Source organism: Streptomyces sp. NPDC044002, from assembly GCF_056434525.1.
This window is the reverse complement of record NZ_JBWKEZ010000014.1, coordinates 91985-107402: the sequence shown is the minus strand read 5'-3', so window position 1 is coordinate 107402 and position 15418 is coordinate 91985. Positions and strand designations below refer to the sequence as shown.

The following is a 15418-nucleotide window of genomic DNA, read 5'->3' as shown; positions in this document are numbered from 1 at the left end:
GGGGGGCCCCGGGTTTTCCGGAGGGTTTATAGCCCCGGCACACAGGAACGGGACAAAGATCCTTTCTTCCTTCAAAACCCCCCCCCCCCCGGGGGGGGGGGGACCCCCCCCCCCCCCCCCCCCCCTCCGGCGTTTTCGGCAGACCCGCGCGAACACGTACCGCGCCCGGTGGATCACGTTCGGTACAGTCGGGGCACCGTCATCCAGGGCTGGGGATTCCAGATGCACGACCTCCGCGCGCCGGCGCTCCCGGCGACCCGAGGCGAGGCGCTCGACGCCGACGCCTACGCCGAAGAGCTGCGGGAACGCCGCGCGTCGGTCCGCAACGGCGAGTCCTGGCAGCTGGAGCGGCTCCAGCACTTCGAGGAGACCGGCAACCCGCCCCGGGACGCGCTGCGCCGCGGCGACTGGCGGGAGGTGCTCCGGCTGATCGAGGCCGAACGCACCACCGCGCGCCGGGCCGCCGACGACGACGGCCGCAACGGCTCCCCCTTCCGCCGGCTGCGGGTGGTGGAGGAGCCGCTGTCCCCGTACGTGCGCTGGCAGCTGCACTGGCTCCACATGCGCGCCGAGGCCGGGCACCAGACGCGGGTGCTGTCCGCCGAGGAGTTCTCCTTCGCCGAGGCGGCCGGCGGCGGGCGGCTCCCCGAGATCGTGATCGTCGACGGCCGCGTCCTGTACGAGGTCCTCCACACCCCCGCCGGCGTCCACACGGGCAGCCGCCGGTACGAGGACCCGGCGATCGTCCGGCCCTGGGAGGTGTACGTGAAGCGGGCCTACGCGATGGCCGAGGACCTGCGGAACTACTTCACCCACTCCGTGGCGCACCTGCCGCCGCCCCCGGCGGCCTGAAAGAACTTCTCCGGGCCTGTCACATCCGTGCCCTCCCCCGGGTCAGTGCTGTGAAGACACCGACCGAAGGAGAGCAGCAGCCATGACGAACACCCCCGCCTCGATCTCCCGGATGCCCAACCCGGGCGAGTTCGTGCCCGAGCTGAGCGACATCAGCGCCGCCCTCTTCCGCGCCACCGGCAACCGCTCGGTGCCGCGCACCACGATCAGCCTGGTGCACCTGCGCGCCGGCCAGATCGTGCACAACACCTACCTGACCGTCCTGAACACGGCCTTCCTCCGCAAGGCCGGCGAGTCCGAGGAGCGGATCACCGCCGTCTCCTCCTGGCAGGACGCGCCGTACTTCACCCCGGCCGAGCGCGCCGCGCTCGCCCTGGTGGAGGCCACCCTCCAGCCCGCCCCGCGCGGCCAGGAGCGCGTCCCGGACGAGCTGTACGCCGAGGTCGCGGAGCACTACGACGAGAAGGCGCTGGCCACCCTCACCATCGCGATCGGCCAGATCAACTTCTTCATCGCGCTGGCCGTGATCGGCAAGCCCCAGCCGGTCGCCTCCCTCGCCGACCAGCAGTGGGACTGACGGCCGGCGCCCCGCACCGGGTCAGGAGACCAGCGTCTGCTCCTCCAGCTCGGTCAGCCGCACCGTGCACAGTCCGCCGCGCTCGGTCCTCACGTCCGTGACCTTCAGCTGCGTTCCCGGGGAGAGGATGAACTCCTCCTCCTCGGTGAACGCGGAGAAGTCCCGGATGCCGACCGCCCGGGCGGGCACCACCTCGAAGAGCGTCCGCTTGCCGCGGCTGCCGAGGAACCCCCGCGCGACACCGAGCTTCGGCGTGCAGGAGGACACGCCCCACCAGGTGACCGTGCGGCCCAGCGGGTACTGCGCCCGCAGGTCCAGCGCCACGCCCCGGTACAGCGGCTCGGTGCGCGCGGGCAGGCCCGACACGGCCGAGAACAGCAGCCGCAGGTAGGGCAGGTACGGGACGAGCCTGGAGCGGTCCGGGGAGCGCAGGACGGCGTTGATCTCCCGGTAGAACGCGGACTCGCAGGTGTAGAGGTAGAGGGCGGACACCGCGTCGGCGGACAGGGCGCCGGCCGCTCCGTCCGCCCGCGTCTTCCCGAACTCGTACGACCGGTCGACGTGCCGGCCGAGTCCGGACAGCAGCTCGGCGACGGGCGCGACGGCGTCGCGGAAGTCCATCAGCGGGGTGTCGAACACACCGGTGATGGCGGGGAGGACGAGGCCCTCGTCCTTGACGCTGGAGAGGCGCTCCAGATACAGCTGGTGCAGCTCCATCGTGGAGGCGATGAAGGCGCCCATGCGTGCCGCGACGTCCTCGCCGCCCGCCCCCGCGGTTTCTTCGGCGCGCTCGTTCCACCCCTTCTCCGGGAGCCAGTCGACGGGGGCGGCGCCCAAGGACGCGAGCGCGTCGTTGACCTCTCCGAAGTGGTCGCCGTCGCAGAAGATGTCGCCCTGCGCCGCGGGATTGGCGTGGTCGATGTGCCGGACCTCGACGCCGGGGTACTTCTTCTGGAGTTCGAGGACGACCTTCTTCAGGCTGCGCGCGTGGGCGCCCCACCAGGCGAAGACGACCCCGCGGTCCTCCTCGTCGGCGTCCTGCTTGGCCTTGAGGATCTCCTCGACGATGCGTTCGGCGACCGGCCGCCAGAAGGCGGTGTGCGGATCGGCGCCGCCCCGGGTCCCGTCGCTGCTCGCGGTGAGCGCGGCGTTCAGCAGGAGCACGCCCTGGGTGAGCATCGCCTGGAACCATTCCGGCGGCTGCACGGTGTCCCGCTCCCCGAGGAGCGCGCGTATGTCGGCGATGGGGGTCTTCTTGGGAATTCCGTGCTTCCACATCGCCGCTGCCTTGATGATGCAGCGAATGCTGACGACCCGGCCGAACTGGCTGTCCTTCCAGTCGTGGAAGGTGTTGTCGAACATCGCTATGCCGGTGGCGCTTTCCGGCCGCGGATAGGGGTTCTGTCCGAAGACGACGACCTTCCACTTGTGCGGCGGATTCGGCTTGAGCGCCTGGAAGGTCAGCTCGCGGACCGGGACGACTTCCGGGCTGCGGCCTGCGCCGATGAACGCGGCGGCGTTCGGCTGGGCCTCGATGACGGGCCTCAGCAGCGGGAACCACGGTTCGCCGCCGCCCTTGAACAATTCGGCGAGGGCCAGCGGGTCATTGGGGTCGGGCTGTGCGGGATCGGCCGGGGAATTGGTTTCGGGCATGGCGGCAACTCCGAAATGTCGAACCGGGTTTCGAGTCTTTCCGCAGGCTAGCAACGGGCACTGACAACGCTGACCGTCCATCACCGGCACGCGTACCGGAGGGGATTGTCAGTGCCCGCCGCTAGCGTGGTGAGTGGTCGGAAAGACCGATTCACGATGGGAGTGGATGATGACCGAGGACCGCGTGCAGCCCGCGCTGAGGGTCGTACTGACCGACGTCAACGCCGAAGTGGTGGAGTCGTGGCGGGCCGCCTTCGCCGACACCCCCGGGGTCGAGATCCGCCGGGGCTCGATCCTCGACGAGGACGTCGACGCGTGGGTCAGCCCGACCAACTCCCGCGGCCGGATGGACGGCGGGGTCGACGCGGCCGTCAAGCGCTTCCTGGGGGCGGGCATCCAGCTGCGCGTGCAGCGGGCGATACGCGACGGGTTCGCCGGCAGCCTCCCGGTGGGCAGCGCGGTGTGCGTGCCGTCCGGGGCCGTCACCCCGCGCTTCCTGATCTCGACGCCGACGATGGAGTCGTCCTCGCAGAACGTCAGCCAGACGCTGAACGTGGCCCTGGCCTGCGCGGCCGCCTTCCAGGCGGTGCACCGGCAGAACGAGCTGAAGCCCGGCAGCATCCGCTCGGTGGCGCTGGTCGGCATGGGCGCCCGGACCGGCCGGGTGCCGGCGCGGGTCTGCGCGAACCTGATGTGGACCGGCCACACCCTCTTCAACGACCACCGCTTCGAGGACTACGACGACCTGCGCGCCACGATCACCGCGCAGCTCGACGACATAGAGAACACCCCCGCCGGGAAGCGGGTCCGCATCACCCCGCCGAAGCGGGCCGCGGCCCGGCGCTGACCCGCTCCTCGACTGCCCGTTCCTCGACTTCGGGGGGCCTACCAGGCGAGTTGGGAGATCTCCTCCGCGACCACCGCGCAGGCGTCGGCGGCCGGGTCGATCAGGGGGAAGTGGCCGACGCCCTCGACCAGGGTCAGGCCGACCATCTCGCCCGCCTTCGCCGCCGCGGCCACGTACGACTCCGCCACCGCGGGCGGGACCACGATGTCCTCGCGGCCGTGCACCACGGTGGTGGCGATGCCCGTCGGGAGCAGCGCCGCCGGGTCGACGAAGGGCAGCCGGGCCTCCCAGTGCTCGGGCCCGCCCAGCAGCTGCGCCGACGCGCCGCCGCAGACGCCGAGTTCCTCCGCCACCGCGAAGTCCGCGATCGGGGCCAGTGCCACCACCCCGCGCAGCGGCGGCGGGGCGGGCAGCCGCCAGGGGGAGCCGGCGGGGAGCACGTGCCGCGCCGCCGCCCACAGCGCGAGCTGTCCGCCCGCCGAGTGGCCGGTCACCACGGTCCGGCGGAAGTCGGCGGCGGGCAGGGCGGCCGCGGCCAGGGCGGGCAGGGCGTCCATGGCGGCGGCCACGTCGTCGAAGGTCTCGGGCCAGCGCCCGGCCACCGGCCCGTCGCCGCCCTGGCGGGGCAGGGAACCGCCGCGCCGGTACTCGACGTTGGCGACGGCGAAGCCGCGCCGGGCCAGCAGGTCCACGAAGGGGGTGACGTGCTGCCGGTCGTAGGGGGCCCGCCAGGCACCGCCGTGCAGGACCACGACCAGCGGGGCGGAGCCCGTGGGCTCCCCGCGCGGGGCGTAGAAGTCGATGACCTGGTCGGGGTGGTCCCCGTACGCGGCGCTCACATCGGGCCCGACCGGGGGGTGGGCGAAGGCCGAGGCGGCCTCGGCGGCGTCCCGTTCGACTGCGGGGTCCGTCATCGGCTCAACCTCTCGGTAACGCGTGGGACAGGGGGGACAGGTGTTCCGGTGTTCCGACTGAGCGGGACCGTACCAGGCCGACACGCGCCGCCGGCCGCCGGAACGGGCGCGCACGGAGGCGGGCGGAGCCGTAGCCCCGCCCGCCCCCTGGTGTGACGTTTCGCTACCGCGTCACCCGAAAATGTGACCCAGTGTGCGCGCCGCGCGCTCCACGTCGGCGAAACCGACGTAGAGCGGGGTGAACCCGAACCTCAGGACGTCGGGCGCGCGGAAGTCGCCGACGACCCCCCTGGAGATGAGCTCCGCCATCACCTCGCGAGCCCCCTCGGCCCGCAGCGAGACCTGGCTGCCGCGCCGGCCGTGCTCGGCCGGGGTGACCGGCTCCACCTTGCCGTCGGGCACGTACGCGGCCACGCATTCGAGGAAGAAGTCCGTCAGCGCGAGCGACTTCGCGCGCACGGCCTCGACGTCCACGCCCTCCCAGGCGTCGAGGGCCGATTCCAGGGCCAGCATCGACAGGATGTCCGGGGTCCCGACGCGCATCCGGGCCGGTCCCTCGGCGGGGACGTAGTCCGGGGTCATCGCGAAGGGCTCCGCGTGGCCGTTCCAGCCGGGCAGCGGGGAGTCGAAGGCGCCCTGGTGCCGCTCGGCCACGTAGATGTAGGCCGGGGCACCGGGGCCGCCGTTGAGGTACTTGTACGTGCAGCCCACCGCGAGGTCGACGGCGTTCGCGTCGAGCCCGACGGGCAGGGCCCCGGCGCTGTGGCACAGGTCCCACACGATCAGCGCGCCCGCGGCGTGCGCGGCCGCGGTGAGGCCGGGCAGGTCGTGCAGCCGGCCGGTGCGGTAGTCGACGTGGTTGAGCAGCACCACCGCGGTGTCCTCGCCGAGGGCGCCGGCCGCGTCGGAGGGGGCGACCGGGACGAGTTCGAGGCCGGTCATCCGGGCGGCGGACGCGGCGATGTAGCCGTCCGTCGGGAAGGTGGTGGCATCGACCAGCATCCGGGTCCGGCCGGGCGCCGCCAGGCGGGCGGCACCGACGAGGGCCTTGAAGAGGTTGACGCTGGTGGAGTCGCCCACGGTCACCTGGCCGGCGGCGGCGCCGATCAGCGGGGCGATGCGGTCGCCGATCCGCTGCGGGGCGGTCCACCAGCCGCTCTCGTCCCAGGAGCGGATGAGGAGCTCGCCCCACTGGCGGTGCACGACGTCGGCCACCGCGCCGGGGACCCCGGCCGGCAGCGCGCCGAGGGAGTTCCCGTCGAGGTAGACGACCCCGTCGGGCAGGGTGAAGCGCTCGCGGAGCTTGCCGAGGCCGTCCTCGGCGTCGAGGCGCGCGGCCCGCTCCTGGAGCTCCGGTACCGGGTTCGGTATGGCTATCTGGTTCACGGCGGCGTCAGACATGGCTGCGGGCCGTCCAGAGCTCGGGGAAGACGTTCTTCGTGGCGCGCTTCTCCAGCCAGGTCACCCCGGCCGAGCCGCCCGTGCCCGTCTTCGCGCCCATCGCCCGGCGCGTCGCGACCAGGTGGTCGTTGCGCCAGCGCCAGACCAGCTCGGCGACGTCCGTGAGCACCTCGCCGAGGCGGTGCAGGTCGGCGTGCGTGCCGGACGGGTCCGCGTACAGGGCCGTCCAGACGGCCTCGACCTCGGCGGAGGGCTCGTACCGCAGAGCGAGGTCCCGGTCCAGGACCGACTGGGGAACCGGAAGGCCGCGGCGGGCCAGCAGGCGCAGCGTCTCGTCGTACACGCTGGGCTCGTGGAGGGCCTTCTCCAGCTCGGCGTGGACCCGCGGCGCGCCCCGGTGGGGGACCAGCATCGACGCGGACTTCTCGCCCAGCAGGAACTCCATGCGGCGGTACATCGCCGACTGGAAACCGGAACCCTCGCCGAGGGCGGCGCGGTAGGAGTTGAACTGGCCGGGGGTGAGCTGGGCCAGCGGCCGCCAGGAGGCGTTCAGGGCCTCCAGCTCGCGGAGGGATCGTTTCAGCGCGTCCATCGCGACCGGGACCTGGTCCTCGCGCAGGGCGCGGGCGGCGGTCTCCCACTCGTGGACGATGACCGTGAACCACAGTTCCATGACCTGGGTGGTCACCAGGAACACCATCTCGCCGGGGTCGTCCGAGCGCGGGTGCTGGAGGTGGGTGAGGACGTCCGCCTGGACGTAGTCCTCGTACGGAGTCGTGCCGGCGAAGTCGAGGTTCGGGGTGTCCGAACCGGCTCCGGAGGCATCAAGGGCGTGCGACATTTCTGTCTCCTCGACACGTGCTTCCGGGTAGCGGTCCGCTCCTTCCGATGAGGTAAGTGGAGCCCCGGTCCCCTGCTCCGCATCATAAGCAGGGGATCCGGAAGCCCTCTAGGGCGCTCCTGGAGAGCGTTATGCGAGCGTGTCCGCCGCCGTCTGCGAGGAATCGCGCAGGAAGGTCGAGCAGCGCTCGTACTCCTCCTTCTCCCCGATGGCCCCGGCGGCCCGCGCCAGGGCGTGCAGGGCGCGCAGGAAGCCGCGGTTCGGCTCGTGCTCCCACGGCACCGGGCCGTGGCCCTTCCAGCCGGCGCGGCGCAGCGCGTCGAGGCCGCGGTGGTAGCCCGTACGGGCGTACGCGTACGACTCGACCGTGTGGCCGGCCTCGAAGGCCCGGTCGGCGAGGGCGGCCCAGGCGAGGGAGGAGGTGGGGTGCGCGGCGGCCACCTCGGCCGGGTCGGTGCCGGCGGCGAGGGCCTCGCGGGGTGCGGGCTCGTCGGGCAGGTGGGTGGGGGCGGGGCCCCCGAGCAGGTTCTGGTGAATCGACATGGCCTCAGTCTGGCCGACGCGGCCGGCTTCCGGCGCCCGGCCCCGTCGACGGGTGGCGGGGGCCCGGGGGGACGGACGGCGGACGGGAGGCGGCCAGCTCCCGGCGCAGGACCGGCACGATCCGCTCGCCCAGGACGTCGACCTGCTCCAGGGCCGCGGCCGGCGGCAGCCCGGAGTGGTCCACGGCGAACAGCTGGCGCTGGTAGTCCCCGTACACCTCCCGGAAGCCGAGGACCTTCTCGATCACCTGGTCCGGGCTGCCCACGGCCAGCGGCGTCCGCGCCAGGCACTCCTCCAGCGAGTAGCGCCCGCCGTAGAACCGGGACCGGTCGAAGTACGGGCGGAACTCGCGCACCGCGTCCTGCGAGCGCGCCCGTACGAAGACCTGCCCGCCGAGGCCGACGACCGCCTGCTCGGCGGTGCCGTGGCCGTGCTCCTCGTACCGGGCGCGGTACAGCTCCACCAGGCGGGCGTACTGGTCGACCGGCCCGAAGAGGTTGTCCGCGAAGAAGCCGTCGCCGTAGTACGCGGCCTGCTCCGCGGTCTCCGGCGAGCGCACCGAGCCGTGCCACACGAAGGGCGGTACGCCGTCCAGCGGGCGGGGAACGGAGGTGAAGCCGTCGAGGCGGGCCCGGAAGCGGCCCTGCCAGTCGACGTCCTCCTCCCGCCACAGGCGGTGCAGCAGGGCGTAGTTCTCCCGGGCCAGCGCGGGGCCCTGGCGCAGGTCCTGGCCGAACCACGGGTAGCAGTTCGGGGTGTTGCCCCGGCCCGTGATCAGGTCGAGGCGCCCGCCCGCCAGGTGCTGGAGCAGCGCGTACTCCTCCGCGACGCGGACCGGGTCGTTGGTGGTGACCAGGGTGGTGGCGGTGGACAGGATCAGCCGCCGGGTGCGCGCGGCGAGGTAGCCGAGCAGGACGGGCGGCGAGGAGGTCACGTAGGGCGGGCTGTGGTGCTCGCCGGTGGCGAAGACGTCGAGCCCGGCGTCCTCCGCCCGCAGGGCGAGCGCGGTCATGGCCAGGATCCGCTCGTGCTCGGCCGGCGTCCGGCCGGTCGACGGGTCGGGCACGACCTCGCCGATCGAGAAGACGCCGAACTGCACCGCGCCCCTCCCGTGTCGACACCGCCGCCGCGCGGGGAGCGGCGCCGGGGGGCAGGCCCCGGCACCGCGGCTCGCGGCCCCGCCAGCAGACCGTGCCCGATTCGCGGCGGTCCGGCCAGGTCCGCCCGGGCAGTCCGTCAAGTCGCCCGGGGTGGTGGCGCCCCCACCACGATCCGGCCGAGTGCGGTGACCGGCACACCTCCCCGGAAGAGGGGTGCTCGGCCGACGGTAGAGGTGCAGTGGACGCACGCCGAGGGGGCATGTCGTGAAAGCGGTCATGAGCAGCATCAACAGCATCAGCGGGGGCACCGGTACGGCCACGGTGGCGCCGGTCCGGCGGGAACCGGCCCGGGAGGTGCGGGAACCGGTCCGGGAGGCGGCCGACGACCTGTGCTCCGCCGTCCTGTCCTCGCTGCGCCGCAAGGACCAGCGGGAGAAGGGCCGGCAGTACGTGCAGGGGCTGCTCGCACTGCCCGGCCGCAAGTCGATGCGGGGCATCGCGGGGCAGGTCGGGGGCGGGGCCGCCGAGCAGAGCATGCACCACTTCATCTCCGGCTCCACCTGGGACTGGGAGCCGATCCGCGCCTCGCTCGCCGGGTTCCTCCAGGCGTCCACCCCGCTGACCGCATGGGTCGCGCAGCCGATGGCCATCCCGAAGGGCGGGGAGCACTCGGTGGGGGTGGCGCACCGCTTCGACCCGCACCAGGGGCAGATGTTCCGGGGGCAGCAGGCCTTCGGGACCTGGTTCGCCTCGGCGGGGCTGGTCACTCCGGTCGGGTGGCGGATGCACCTGCCGGAGGACGACGCCCCCGGCGCACCCGGCGCGCCCGGCGCACCCGGCGCCTTCGACGCCGCCGACGCGCAGGCCGCGTACGAGGAGTCCGCGGCGGACGCCGTCATCGGGACGGTGCAGCGCAGCGGCAACCGGCGGCCGGTGGTGCTGGACATCCAGCGGATCGGCACCCGGTCCACGATGAACCGCTTCGCCGAGGCCGGGCTGCCCGTCATAGCCCGCGTCGCGCCGTCGACGCCGCTGCTCGTCACCGACCCCGCCCTGCCCGGCCACGGCGCCGGGGCGCGGCCCGCGCGGGAGGTCCTGCAGTCGGTGAAGGGGCTGTGCACCCCGGTGGAGTGGACCGACCCGGACCCGGCGCTCCCGGGCGGCCGCCACCGCAGCACCCTGGCGGTCGCGGTGCGGGTGATGATGCCCGACCCGTCCCCGGCCCGCCGCCGCCACCTGCTGCTGGTCGGCGAGTGGACGGACCCGCGCCGTCCTCCGGCCCAGCTGTGGGTGACGGACCTGGTGCGGCTGCCCGTGGGCCCGCTGCTGCGGCTGACGAAGCAGGGCCGGCGGGTCGCCTTCGCCGCCGAGCACAGCGGCCGGGAGGCGGGGCTGCGCGACTTCGCCGGGCGGGCCCTGCCCGGCTGGCACCGGCACGTCACGCTGGCCTCGGTCGCGCACGCGGCCCGCGCGCTGACCGGTACGGAGCACTGCGCGGCGGCGTAGGCCGACCGCTCGGGTCCGGCTACACCGCGCCCGAGCGGTCGGCGGCGGTGCGGCGGTCGTGCAGGACGGTGCGGGCCTTGCGCAGCCGCAGGGCCATCTGGATCTCCAGCGCCCCGGCGGGCTTCTGCCAGTCGGGGCCGAGGAGTTCGCCGATGCGGTCCAGCCGGCGGGAGACGGTGTTGGGGTGCACGTGCAGGGCCTCGGCGGCGTGGGTGGGGCTGCCGCCCGAGGCGAAGTACGCCTCCAGGGTGCGGGTCAACTCCGTCAGCCGGTCCGCGTCGTACTCCAGGACGGGGCCGATGGTCGCCGCGACGAAGGACTCCACGTCGTGGTCGGCGGACAGCAGCATGCCGAGGAAGCCCAGCTCGCGCAGGGAGGCGGTGCCGCCCACCCCGTCGAGCGCGGTCAGCGCGTCCAGGCAGCGCACGGCCTCGGCGTAGACGCGGGCCACCTCGCCCGGGCTCCCGGTGGGGCCCGCGGCGCCGGTGGACACGGCGTGGCCCAGCAGCGGCGACAGCTCGCCGGAGACCCGGTGCGCGGCGGCGGAGGCGTCGGTGCCGGGCAGGACCAGGACGATGCAGCCGCGGCGGACGCCCTTGAGCCCACCCATCCGGTACGCGTACGAGGACGCCCAGGCCACCGCCCTGCCCAGCTCGCCGCCCTCCGGCCGGGCGACGACCACCACGTGCGGGCCGTCCAGGTCGATGCCGAGGCGGCGGGTGCGTTCCAGCAGGTGCAGGTCGACGGAGTGCGGACGGTCCAGCAGGTCGGCGAGGAGTTCGTCGTGCACCGGGCCCTCGGCGGCGACCGTGCCGCGCTGGATCAGCATCAGGGAGGCCACGGACTGGGCGGCCAGCTGGAGCAGCCGTACGTCCTCCTCGGCGAGGGGTTCGGAGGCGCTCAGCAGCAGCACCCCGAGGTCCTCGGCGCCCGCCAGTACGGGGGCGAGCCACAGGTCCCCGGGCAGGCGCACCGGGCGCCGGTCGGTGAGCGCCTGGAGGGAGCCCTTGGTCACCGCGTCCTCGTCCAGCCCGGGCAGTTCCCCGGTCGCGGTCAGCGGCCGCCCGCCCGGGTCCCGTACCTGGAGCACGCCGTCCAGCGCGTCGGCGGTGGCCCGGGCCAGGGTGGCGAGGCCGGCCCCGTCCAGGACCAGACCGGCGAGGCGGGCGTGGCACTCCCACAGGTAACGGACCCGGGTGAGGGCGGTGTTGGTGCGCGAGCCGAAGGCCGCCAGCTCGGTGACCTCGTCGCGGGTCTGCTCCAGCAGCCGGGCCTTCTCGATGGCGACGGCGGCCAGGTCGGCGAGGGAGAGCATGATGCCGATCTCGTCCGGGGTGAACTCCCGTACGGCGCGGTCGGATCCGTAGAGCGCGCCGAGGGTGGAGTTCCCGCGCCGCAGCGGGACCGCGATGATCGCGTGCAGCCCCTCCGCCTCGACCACGGCGTCGATGCCGGGGGCGTGCGCGATGGAGCTGTCGGCGAGGTAGTCGGGGGTCCACACCGGTGAGCGGCGGGCCTGGGCGATGCTGCCGAGGCCCCGGCCGGTGCCGAGTTCGAGGCCCACGTTGAGGGCGGTGGTCTCGCCCTCCGAGGTGCGCACGTACGCCGATCCGTCCGGGCGGCTCAGCGACAGCCAGGCCATGTCGAAGCCGAGGAGGCGTCTGGCCCGGCGGGTGATCAGGCGCAGCAGGCCGTCGATGTCGTACGGGGAGGTCAGGTCGTGGGCGGTGTCGACGAGGGCGGTGAGGGCGGCCTCGCGCTGTTTGCCGCTGCTCGCACGGGCCCGCACCGAGCCGGCCAGGTCCACGGCCCGGGCGAGGTCGGCCAGTTCGGCTTCTCCGGCGCCCGCGGCGCGGGCCTCGGCGAGCAGCGTCTCGTAATGGCTCTGCGGGGCGTCCTGCGCGAGCAGCTCCAGTACGGCCAGTGGGCCGCCCCCGTCCCCGCGTCGCATACCGCCGCTCCCCCCACCCCGACCAGCTGCTTTACGTCCCCGGTCCCGAACCTAGGTTCCGCCGGGCGAGGGGTCAAGCAGGGGCCGGACGTGGGCGCGGACGCGGGCGCGGGCGCGGGCGCGGGCCCCGGGTCAGCCGCGGGCGGCCCCGGTCAGGGACGGGCCGGTCAGCGAGGCCCCGGTCAGGGAGGCGCCGGTCAAGGACGGGCCGGTCAAGGACGGGCCGGTCAGGGAGGCGCCGGTGAGGGGCGGGGGGCCGGTCAGGGGCGGGCCGGGGGCCCGGCGGGTCCTGCGGGCGGTCTCGACGCGGGCCTCGGCCCGGCGCAGCGCCGCCAGGTAGGCGCCGCCGGGGCGGCCGGCTCCGGAGCCGCGCAGGACCGCGAGCGCGAGGCGCAGCTCGCGGTGGCGTCCGAGGGCGAGTTCCGCCTCGGTCCACTGGCCGAGCACGGAGACCCGGTCGGCGTCGAGGCAGGCGATGCGGCCGCGGAGCCAGGTCCCGGCGTCGATGCCGTCCAGGGCGGGGCCGGTCCACAGGTCCAGTGCCCGGCGGAGCCGCGCGGCGGCCTGCCCGTGGTCGCCCCGTTCCATGGCCCGGTATCCGGCGCCGGCCTCGCGTTCGAAATCGCGGACGTCGCAGCGCCCGCCCGCGGTGTCGAGAAGATACCCGCCGGGCCGGGTGGAGAGCACGGCTTCGGGAGTTCGTACCGAGCCGGCCCCCAAGGCCTCCGCGAACCGCTCGCGCAGCCGGCGTACGGCGGTGTGCAGGGCGGCGTGGGCGTGCTCGGGCGGGACGCGGCGGACCAGCTCGTCCGCGAGCACGGAAACGGGGACGACCCGGTCGGGACAGGCGGCGAGGACCGCCAGGACGTGCCGGGACTCCGGCGTGGGGGCGGTGATGGGCACGCCGTTCTCGATGACCCGCGGTGTGCCGAGTACCTCAATGTCCACAGTGATCTCCCTGGGCAGGCCAGCGGAAAAATAATACCCAGGAGGATCTTTTTGGGAAGAGGGCGGGGCCGGTAGGGGATCGGGCGGGGGCCGGGCGGGGGTCAGGCCTCCTCCTCCGGCGGCACCCCGCCCGCGCAGCCGTGCCGGCACTCGTGCGTGCCCCTCGGTCCGTACAGCGCACGCGCACCCCGGCCGGGGGCGGTGTCCAGCCGGATCGCCACGGCCGGGACCACCACGCTGGGCATCACGTGCGTGTAGAGCTCCGAGACCTGGACGTCCATGTCCAGCCCGAGCGTGTACGACATGGTGTTCAGACCCGCGTACGCGCCGACGATCAGGCGCGCCGGCACCCGCGGGTCCACGTTCGGCAGCAGCTCCCCGCGCCGCTGGGCCTCTTCCAGCAGCGGGACGTGCAGCTCGATCCAGGTCTGGTACGGGGTCACCCGGTCGAGGCCCCGGCCCGCGTGGTCCAGCGTGAGGCGGGTGCTGGCCCGCATCAGGGCGTCGTGCCGCATCTGGTGCGAGAAGACCATGCCGATGTCCACGAACTCCTGCGCCTTGTACTGCTGCGGCAGCATCTGCGGCTGGGCCTCGTTCTGGGCGTCGATGACGGCCTGGGCCAGGCCCTCCTTGGACTCGAAGTGGAAGTACAGCGCGCCCTTGGTGACGTTGGCGATGTTGACGATGTCCGAGAGCTTGGCCGTGTCGTAGCCGTGCTCCTCGAAGACCAGCGCGGCCGCTTCCAGGATCGCCCGGCGCGTGCGCACGGCCCTCTCCTGCTTGACCTGGGGTCGCTCTGTCCTCATCGCTGGCGTCGCCTCTCCTGGCCCGCCGGTTTTACATCCCCACGGGTACGTTTCTCTGGGTAGTAGATTCCACACCATCGCGCCGCCGCGCGTCCACCGGCGTATGTCACCTCGGGCGAATTCCCCCCGAATCCACCACCCCGCACGCAAAGAGGGGCCCACCGGCCCGTGACGGACCGGCGGACCCCTCTCTCAGGTCCCGGCGGACCCTTCCGGGTCCTCGGTGCCTACTTCAGCTTGGTGCCCGTGGAACGCAGGTCGGCGCAGGCCTGCGTGACGCGCTTGGCCATGCTCGCCTCGGCCAGCTTGCCCCAGGTGCGCGGGTCGTAGGTGGACTTCTTGCCGACCTCGCCGTCGACCTTCAGGACGCCGTCGTAGTTGCGGAACATGTGGTCCGCGACCGGGCGGGTGAAGGCGTACTGGGTGTCGGTGTCGAGGTTCATCTTCACGACGCCGTTCTCCAGCGCGGTGGCGATCTCCTCGGGCGTGGAGCCCGAACCGCCGTGGAAGACGAAGTCGAACGGCGAGGCCTTGCCGAACTTCTCGGCGACACCGGCCTGCAGGTCCTTGAGCAGCTCGGGGCGCAGGACGACGTTGCCCGGCTTGTAGACGCCGTGCACGTTGCCGAAGGAGGCGGCGAGCAGGTAGCGGCCCTTCTCACCCAGGCCCAGGGCCTCGGCGGTGCGGATCGCGTCCTCGACGGTGGTGTACAGCTCGTCGTTGATCTCGTGGCTGACGCCGTCCTCCTCGCCGCCGGTCGGGGTGATCTCGACCTCAAGGATGATCTTCGCGGCGGCGGCCTTGGCGAGCAGCTCCTGGCCGATGGCCAGGTTGTCGGCCAGGGTCTCGGCGGAGCCGTCCCACATGTGCGACTGGAAGAGGGGGTTCAGGCCGCGGGCGACGCGCTCGGCGGACACCTCCAGGAGCGGACGCACGTAGCCGTCCAGCTTGTCCTTGGGGCAGTGGTCCGTGTGCAGCGCGACCGTGACGTCGTACTTGGCGGCGACGACGTGCGCGAACTCGGCCAGGGCGACCGCGCCGGTCACCATGTCCTTGCTGTACTGGCCGCCCAGGAACTCGGCACCACCGGTGGAGATCTGGATGATGCCGTCGCTCTCGGCCTCCGCGAAGCCGCGCAGCGCGGCGTGCAGGGTCTGGGTCGAGGTGACGTTGATGGCCGGGTAGGCGAACTTGCCTGCCTTCGCCCGGTCGAGCATCTCGTTGTAGACCTCGGGGGTTGCGATGGGCATCTGTCCGCTCCTTGGATGTGCGGGGAGTGTGCTTATTGCGGGCCCTGACCTGGGGGCGACGTCGCCGTCGCGCCTATCTTTCCAGACTCGGCGCAACACTCCACCCCGCCTGTCACCCCCCGGTCACCGAAGCGGGGGGGGGGGGGGGGGGGGGGGGGGGGGGGGCGGGGAGGGGGGGGGGGGGGGGGGGGGGGGGGGGGAGGGGGGGGGGGGGGGGGGGGGGGGGCGT

At 73.7% G+C, this 15418-nt stretch carries 14 protein-coding genes; 4 read left to right on the top strand and 10 right to left on the bottom strand.

Annotated elements, in window-relative coordinates:
- Positions 1–222: 222 nt before the first annotated feature.
- A complete protein-coding gene (locus AC07A6_RS13695; protein ID WP_386274732.1) occupies positions 223–852 on the top strand; it encodes a DUF6879 family protein in 630 nt (209 codons plus the stop codon).
- A gap of 82 nt (positions 853–934) precedes the next feature.
- A complete protein-coding gene (locus AC07A6_RS13690; protein ID WP_385762865.1) occupies positions 935–1429 on the top strand; it encodes a carboxymuconolactone decarboxylase family protein in 495 nt (164 codons plus the stop codon).
- Positions 1430–1450: 21 nt separating this feature from the next.
- Here the strand turns inward: AC07A6_RS13690 and AC07A6_RS13685 are convergent, their stop codons facing one another.
- Entirely contained in the window at positions 1451–3082 is a 1632-nt protein-coding gene (locus AC07A6_RS13685) for an ADP-ribosyltransferase domain-containing protein (protein WP_478777200.1), read from the bottom strand.
- Between the two features lie 169 nt (positions 3083–3251).
- Here AC07A6_RS13685 and AC07A6_RS13680 point away from each other — a divergent pair, with 169 nt between their 5' ends.
- On the top strand, positions 3252–3929 hold the full coding sequence (locus AC07A6_RS13680) for a macro domain-containing protein (RefSeq protein WP_478777199.1): 678 nt from the start codon (positions 3252–3254) through the stop codon (positions 3927–3929).
- A gap of 38 nt (positions 3930–3967) precedes the next feature.
- On the opposite strand, the gene AC07A6_RS13675 is transcribed toward AC07A6_RS13680, so the two are convergent.
- The 5 genes from AC07A6_RS13675 to AC07A6_RS13655 form a co-directional block, all read right to left on the bottom strand.
- Positions 3968–4843 carry an alpha/beta hydrolase family protein gene (locus AC07A6_RS13675; RefSeq protein WP_478777198.1) on the bottom strand — a complete coding sequence of 292 codons (876 nt, stop codon included), beginning with the start codon at positions 4841–4843 and terminating at the stop codon, positions 3968–3970.
- Between the two features lie 171 nt (positions 4844–5014).
- Complete coding sequence (kynU, locus tag AC07A6_RS13670; protein WP_478777197.1) at positions 5015–6244, bottom strand: kynureninase; 1230 nt, start codon at positions 6242–6244, stop codon at positions 5015–5017.
- A complete protein-coding gene (locus AC07A6_RS13665; protein WP_478777196.1) occupies positions 6237–7085 on the bottom strand; it encodes a tryptophan 2,3-dioxygenase family protein in 849 nt (282 codons plus the stop codon). Before AC07A6_RS13665 ends, kynU begins: the two co-directional genes overlap by 8 nt.
- 129 nt (positions 7086–7214) lie before the next feature.
- A complete protein-coding gene (locus AC07A6_RS13660; RefSeq protein ID WP_362458808.1) occupies positions 7215–7628 on the bottom strand; it encodes a DUF3151 domain-containing protein in 414 nt (137 codons plus the stop codon).
- 4 nt (positions 7629–7632) lie between these two features.
- The gene (locus tag AC07A6_RS13655) at positions 7633–8727 is read right to left on the bottom strand and encodes a CE1758 family FMN-dependent luciferase-like monooxygenase (protein ID WP_386274726.1); all 1095 of its coding nucleotides are present in this window, start codon (positions 8725–8727) and stop codon (positions 7633–7635) included.
- A 277-nt stretch (positions 8728–9004) separates the two neighbouring features.
- On the opposite strand from AC07A6_RS13655, the gene AC07A6_RS13650 reads away from it, so the two are divergent.
- Entirely contained in the window at positions 9005–10234 is a 1230-nt protein-coding gene (locus tag AC07A6_RS13650) for an IS701 family transposase (RefSeq protein ID WP_478777195.1), read from the top strand.
- A 19-nt stretch (positions 10235–10253) separates the two neighbouring features.
- Here AC07A6_RS13650 and AC07A6_RS13645 read toward each other — a convergent pair whose 3' ends face one another.
- The 4 genes from AC07A6_RS13645 to fbaA all read right to left on the bottom strand — a co-directional run bounded on the left by AC07A6_RS13645 (position 10254) and on the right by fbaA (position 15189).
- Positions 10254–12185, bottom strand: coding sequence for a helix-turn-helix domain-containing protein (locus tag AC07A6_RS13645; RefSeq protein ID WP_478777194.1), 1932 nt, complete (start codon positions 12183–12185; stop codon positions 10254–10256).
- A gap of 132 nt (positions 12186–12317) precedes the next feature.
- The gene (locus AC07A6_RS13640) at positions 12318–13133 is read right to left on the bottom strand and encodes an AfsR/SARP family transcriptional regulator (protein ID WP_386274724.1); all 816 of its coding nucleotides are present in this window, start codon (positions 13131–13133) and stop codon (positions 12318–12320) included.
- A 101-nt stretch (positions 13134–13234) separates the two neighbouring features.
- The gene (locus AC07A6_RS13635; protein ID WP_362458795.1) at positions 13235–13900 is read right to left on the bottom strand and encodes a ScbR family autoregulator-binding transcription factor; all 666 of its coding nucleotides are present in this window, start codon (positions 13898–13900) and stop codon (positions 13235–13237) included.
- A gap of 266 nt (positions 13901–14166) precedes the next feature.
- A complete protein-coding gene (fbaA, locus tag AC07A6_RS13630) occupies positions 14167–15189 on the bottom strand; it encodes a class II fructose-bisphosphate aldolase (protein WP_007265022.1) in 1023 nt (340 codons plus the stop codon).
- Positions 15190–15418 lie beyond the last annotated feature (229 nt).

What these genes read in the sequence shown, in the direction of transcription:
- fbaA (WP_007265022.1), bottom strand. Translation starts at nt 15,189, where the DNA reads ATGCCCATCGCAACCCCCGAGGTCTACAACGAGATGCTCGACCGGGCG.
- AC07A6_RS13660 (WP_362458808.1), bottom strand. Translation starts at nt 7,628, where the DNA reads ATGTCGATTCACCAGAACCTGCTCGGGGGCCCCGCCCCCACCCACCTG.
- AC07A6_RS13685 (WP_478777200.1), bottom strand. Translation starts at nt 3,082, where the DNA reads ATGCCCGAAACCAATTCCCCGGCCGATCCCGCACAGCCCGACCCCAAT.
- AC07A6_RS13680 (WP_478777199.1), top strand. Translation starts at nt 3,252, where the DNA reads ATGACCGAGGACCGCGTGCAGCCCGCGCTGAGGGTCGTACTGACCGAC.
- AC07A6_RS13645 (WP_478777194.1), bottom strand. Translation starts at nt 12,185, where the DNA reads ATGCGACGCGGGGACGGGGGCGGCCCACTGGCCGTACTGGAGCTGCTC.
- kynU (WP_478777197.1), bottom strand. Translation starts at nt 6,244, where the DNA reads ATGTCTGACGCCGCCGTGAACCAGATAGCCATACCGAACCCGGTACCG.
- AC07A6_RS13675 (WP_478777198.1), bottom strand. Translation starts at nt 4,843, where the DNA reads ATGACGGACCCCGCAGTCGAACGGGACGCCGCCGAGGCCGCCTCGGCC.
- AC07A6_RS13695 (WP_386274732.1), top strand. Translation starts at nt 223, where the DNA reads ATGCACGACCTCCGCGCGCCGGCGCTCCCGGCGACCCGAGGCGAGGCG.
- AC07A6_RS13665 (WP_478777196.1), bottom strand. Translation starts at nt 7,085, where the DNA reads ATGTCGCACGCCCTTGATGCCTCCGGAGCCGGTTCGGACACCCCGAAC.
- AC07A6_RS13650 (WP_478777195.1), top strand. Translation starts at nt 9,005, where the DNA reads ATGAGCAGCATCAACAGCATCAGCGGGGGCACCGGTACGGCCACGGTG.
- AC07A6_RS13690 (WP_385762865.1), top strand. Translation starts at nt 935, where the DNA reads ATGACGAACACCCCCGCCTCGATCTCCCGGATGCCCAACCCGGGCGAG.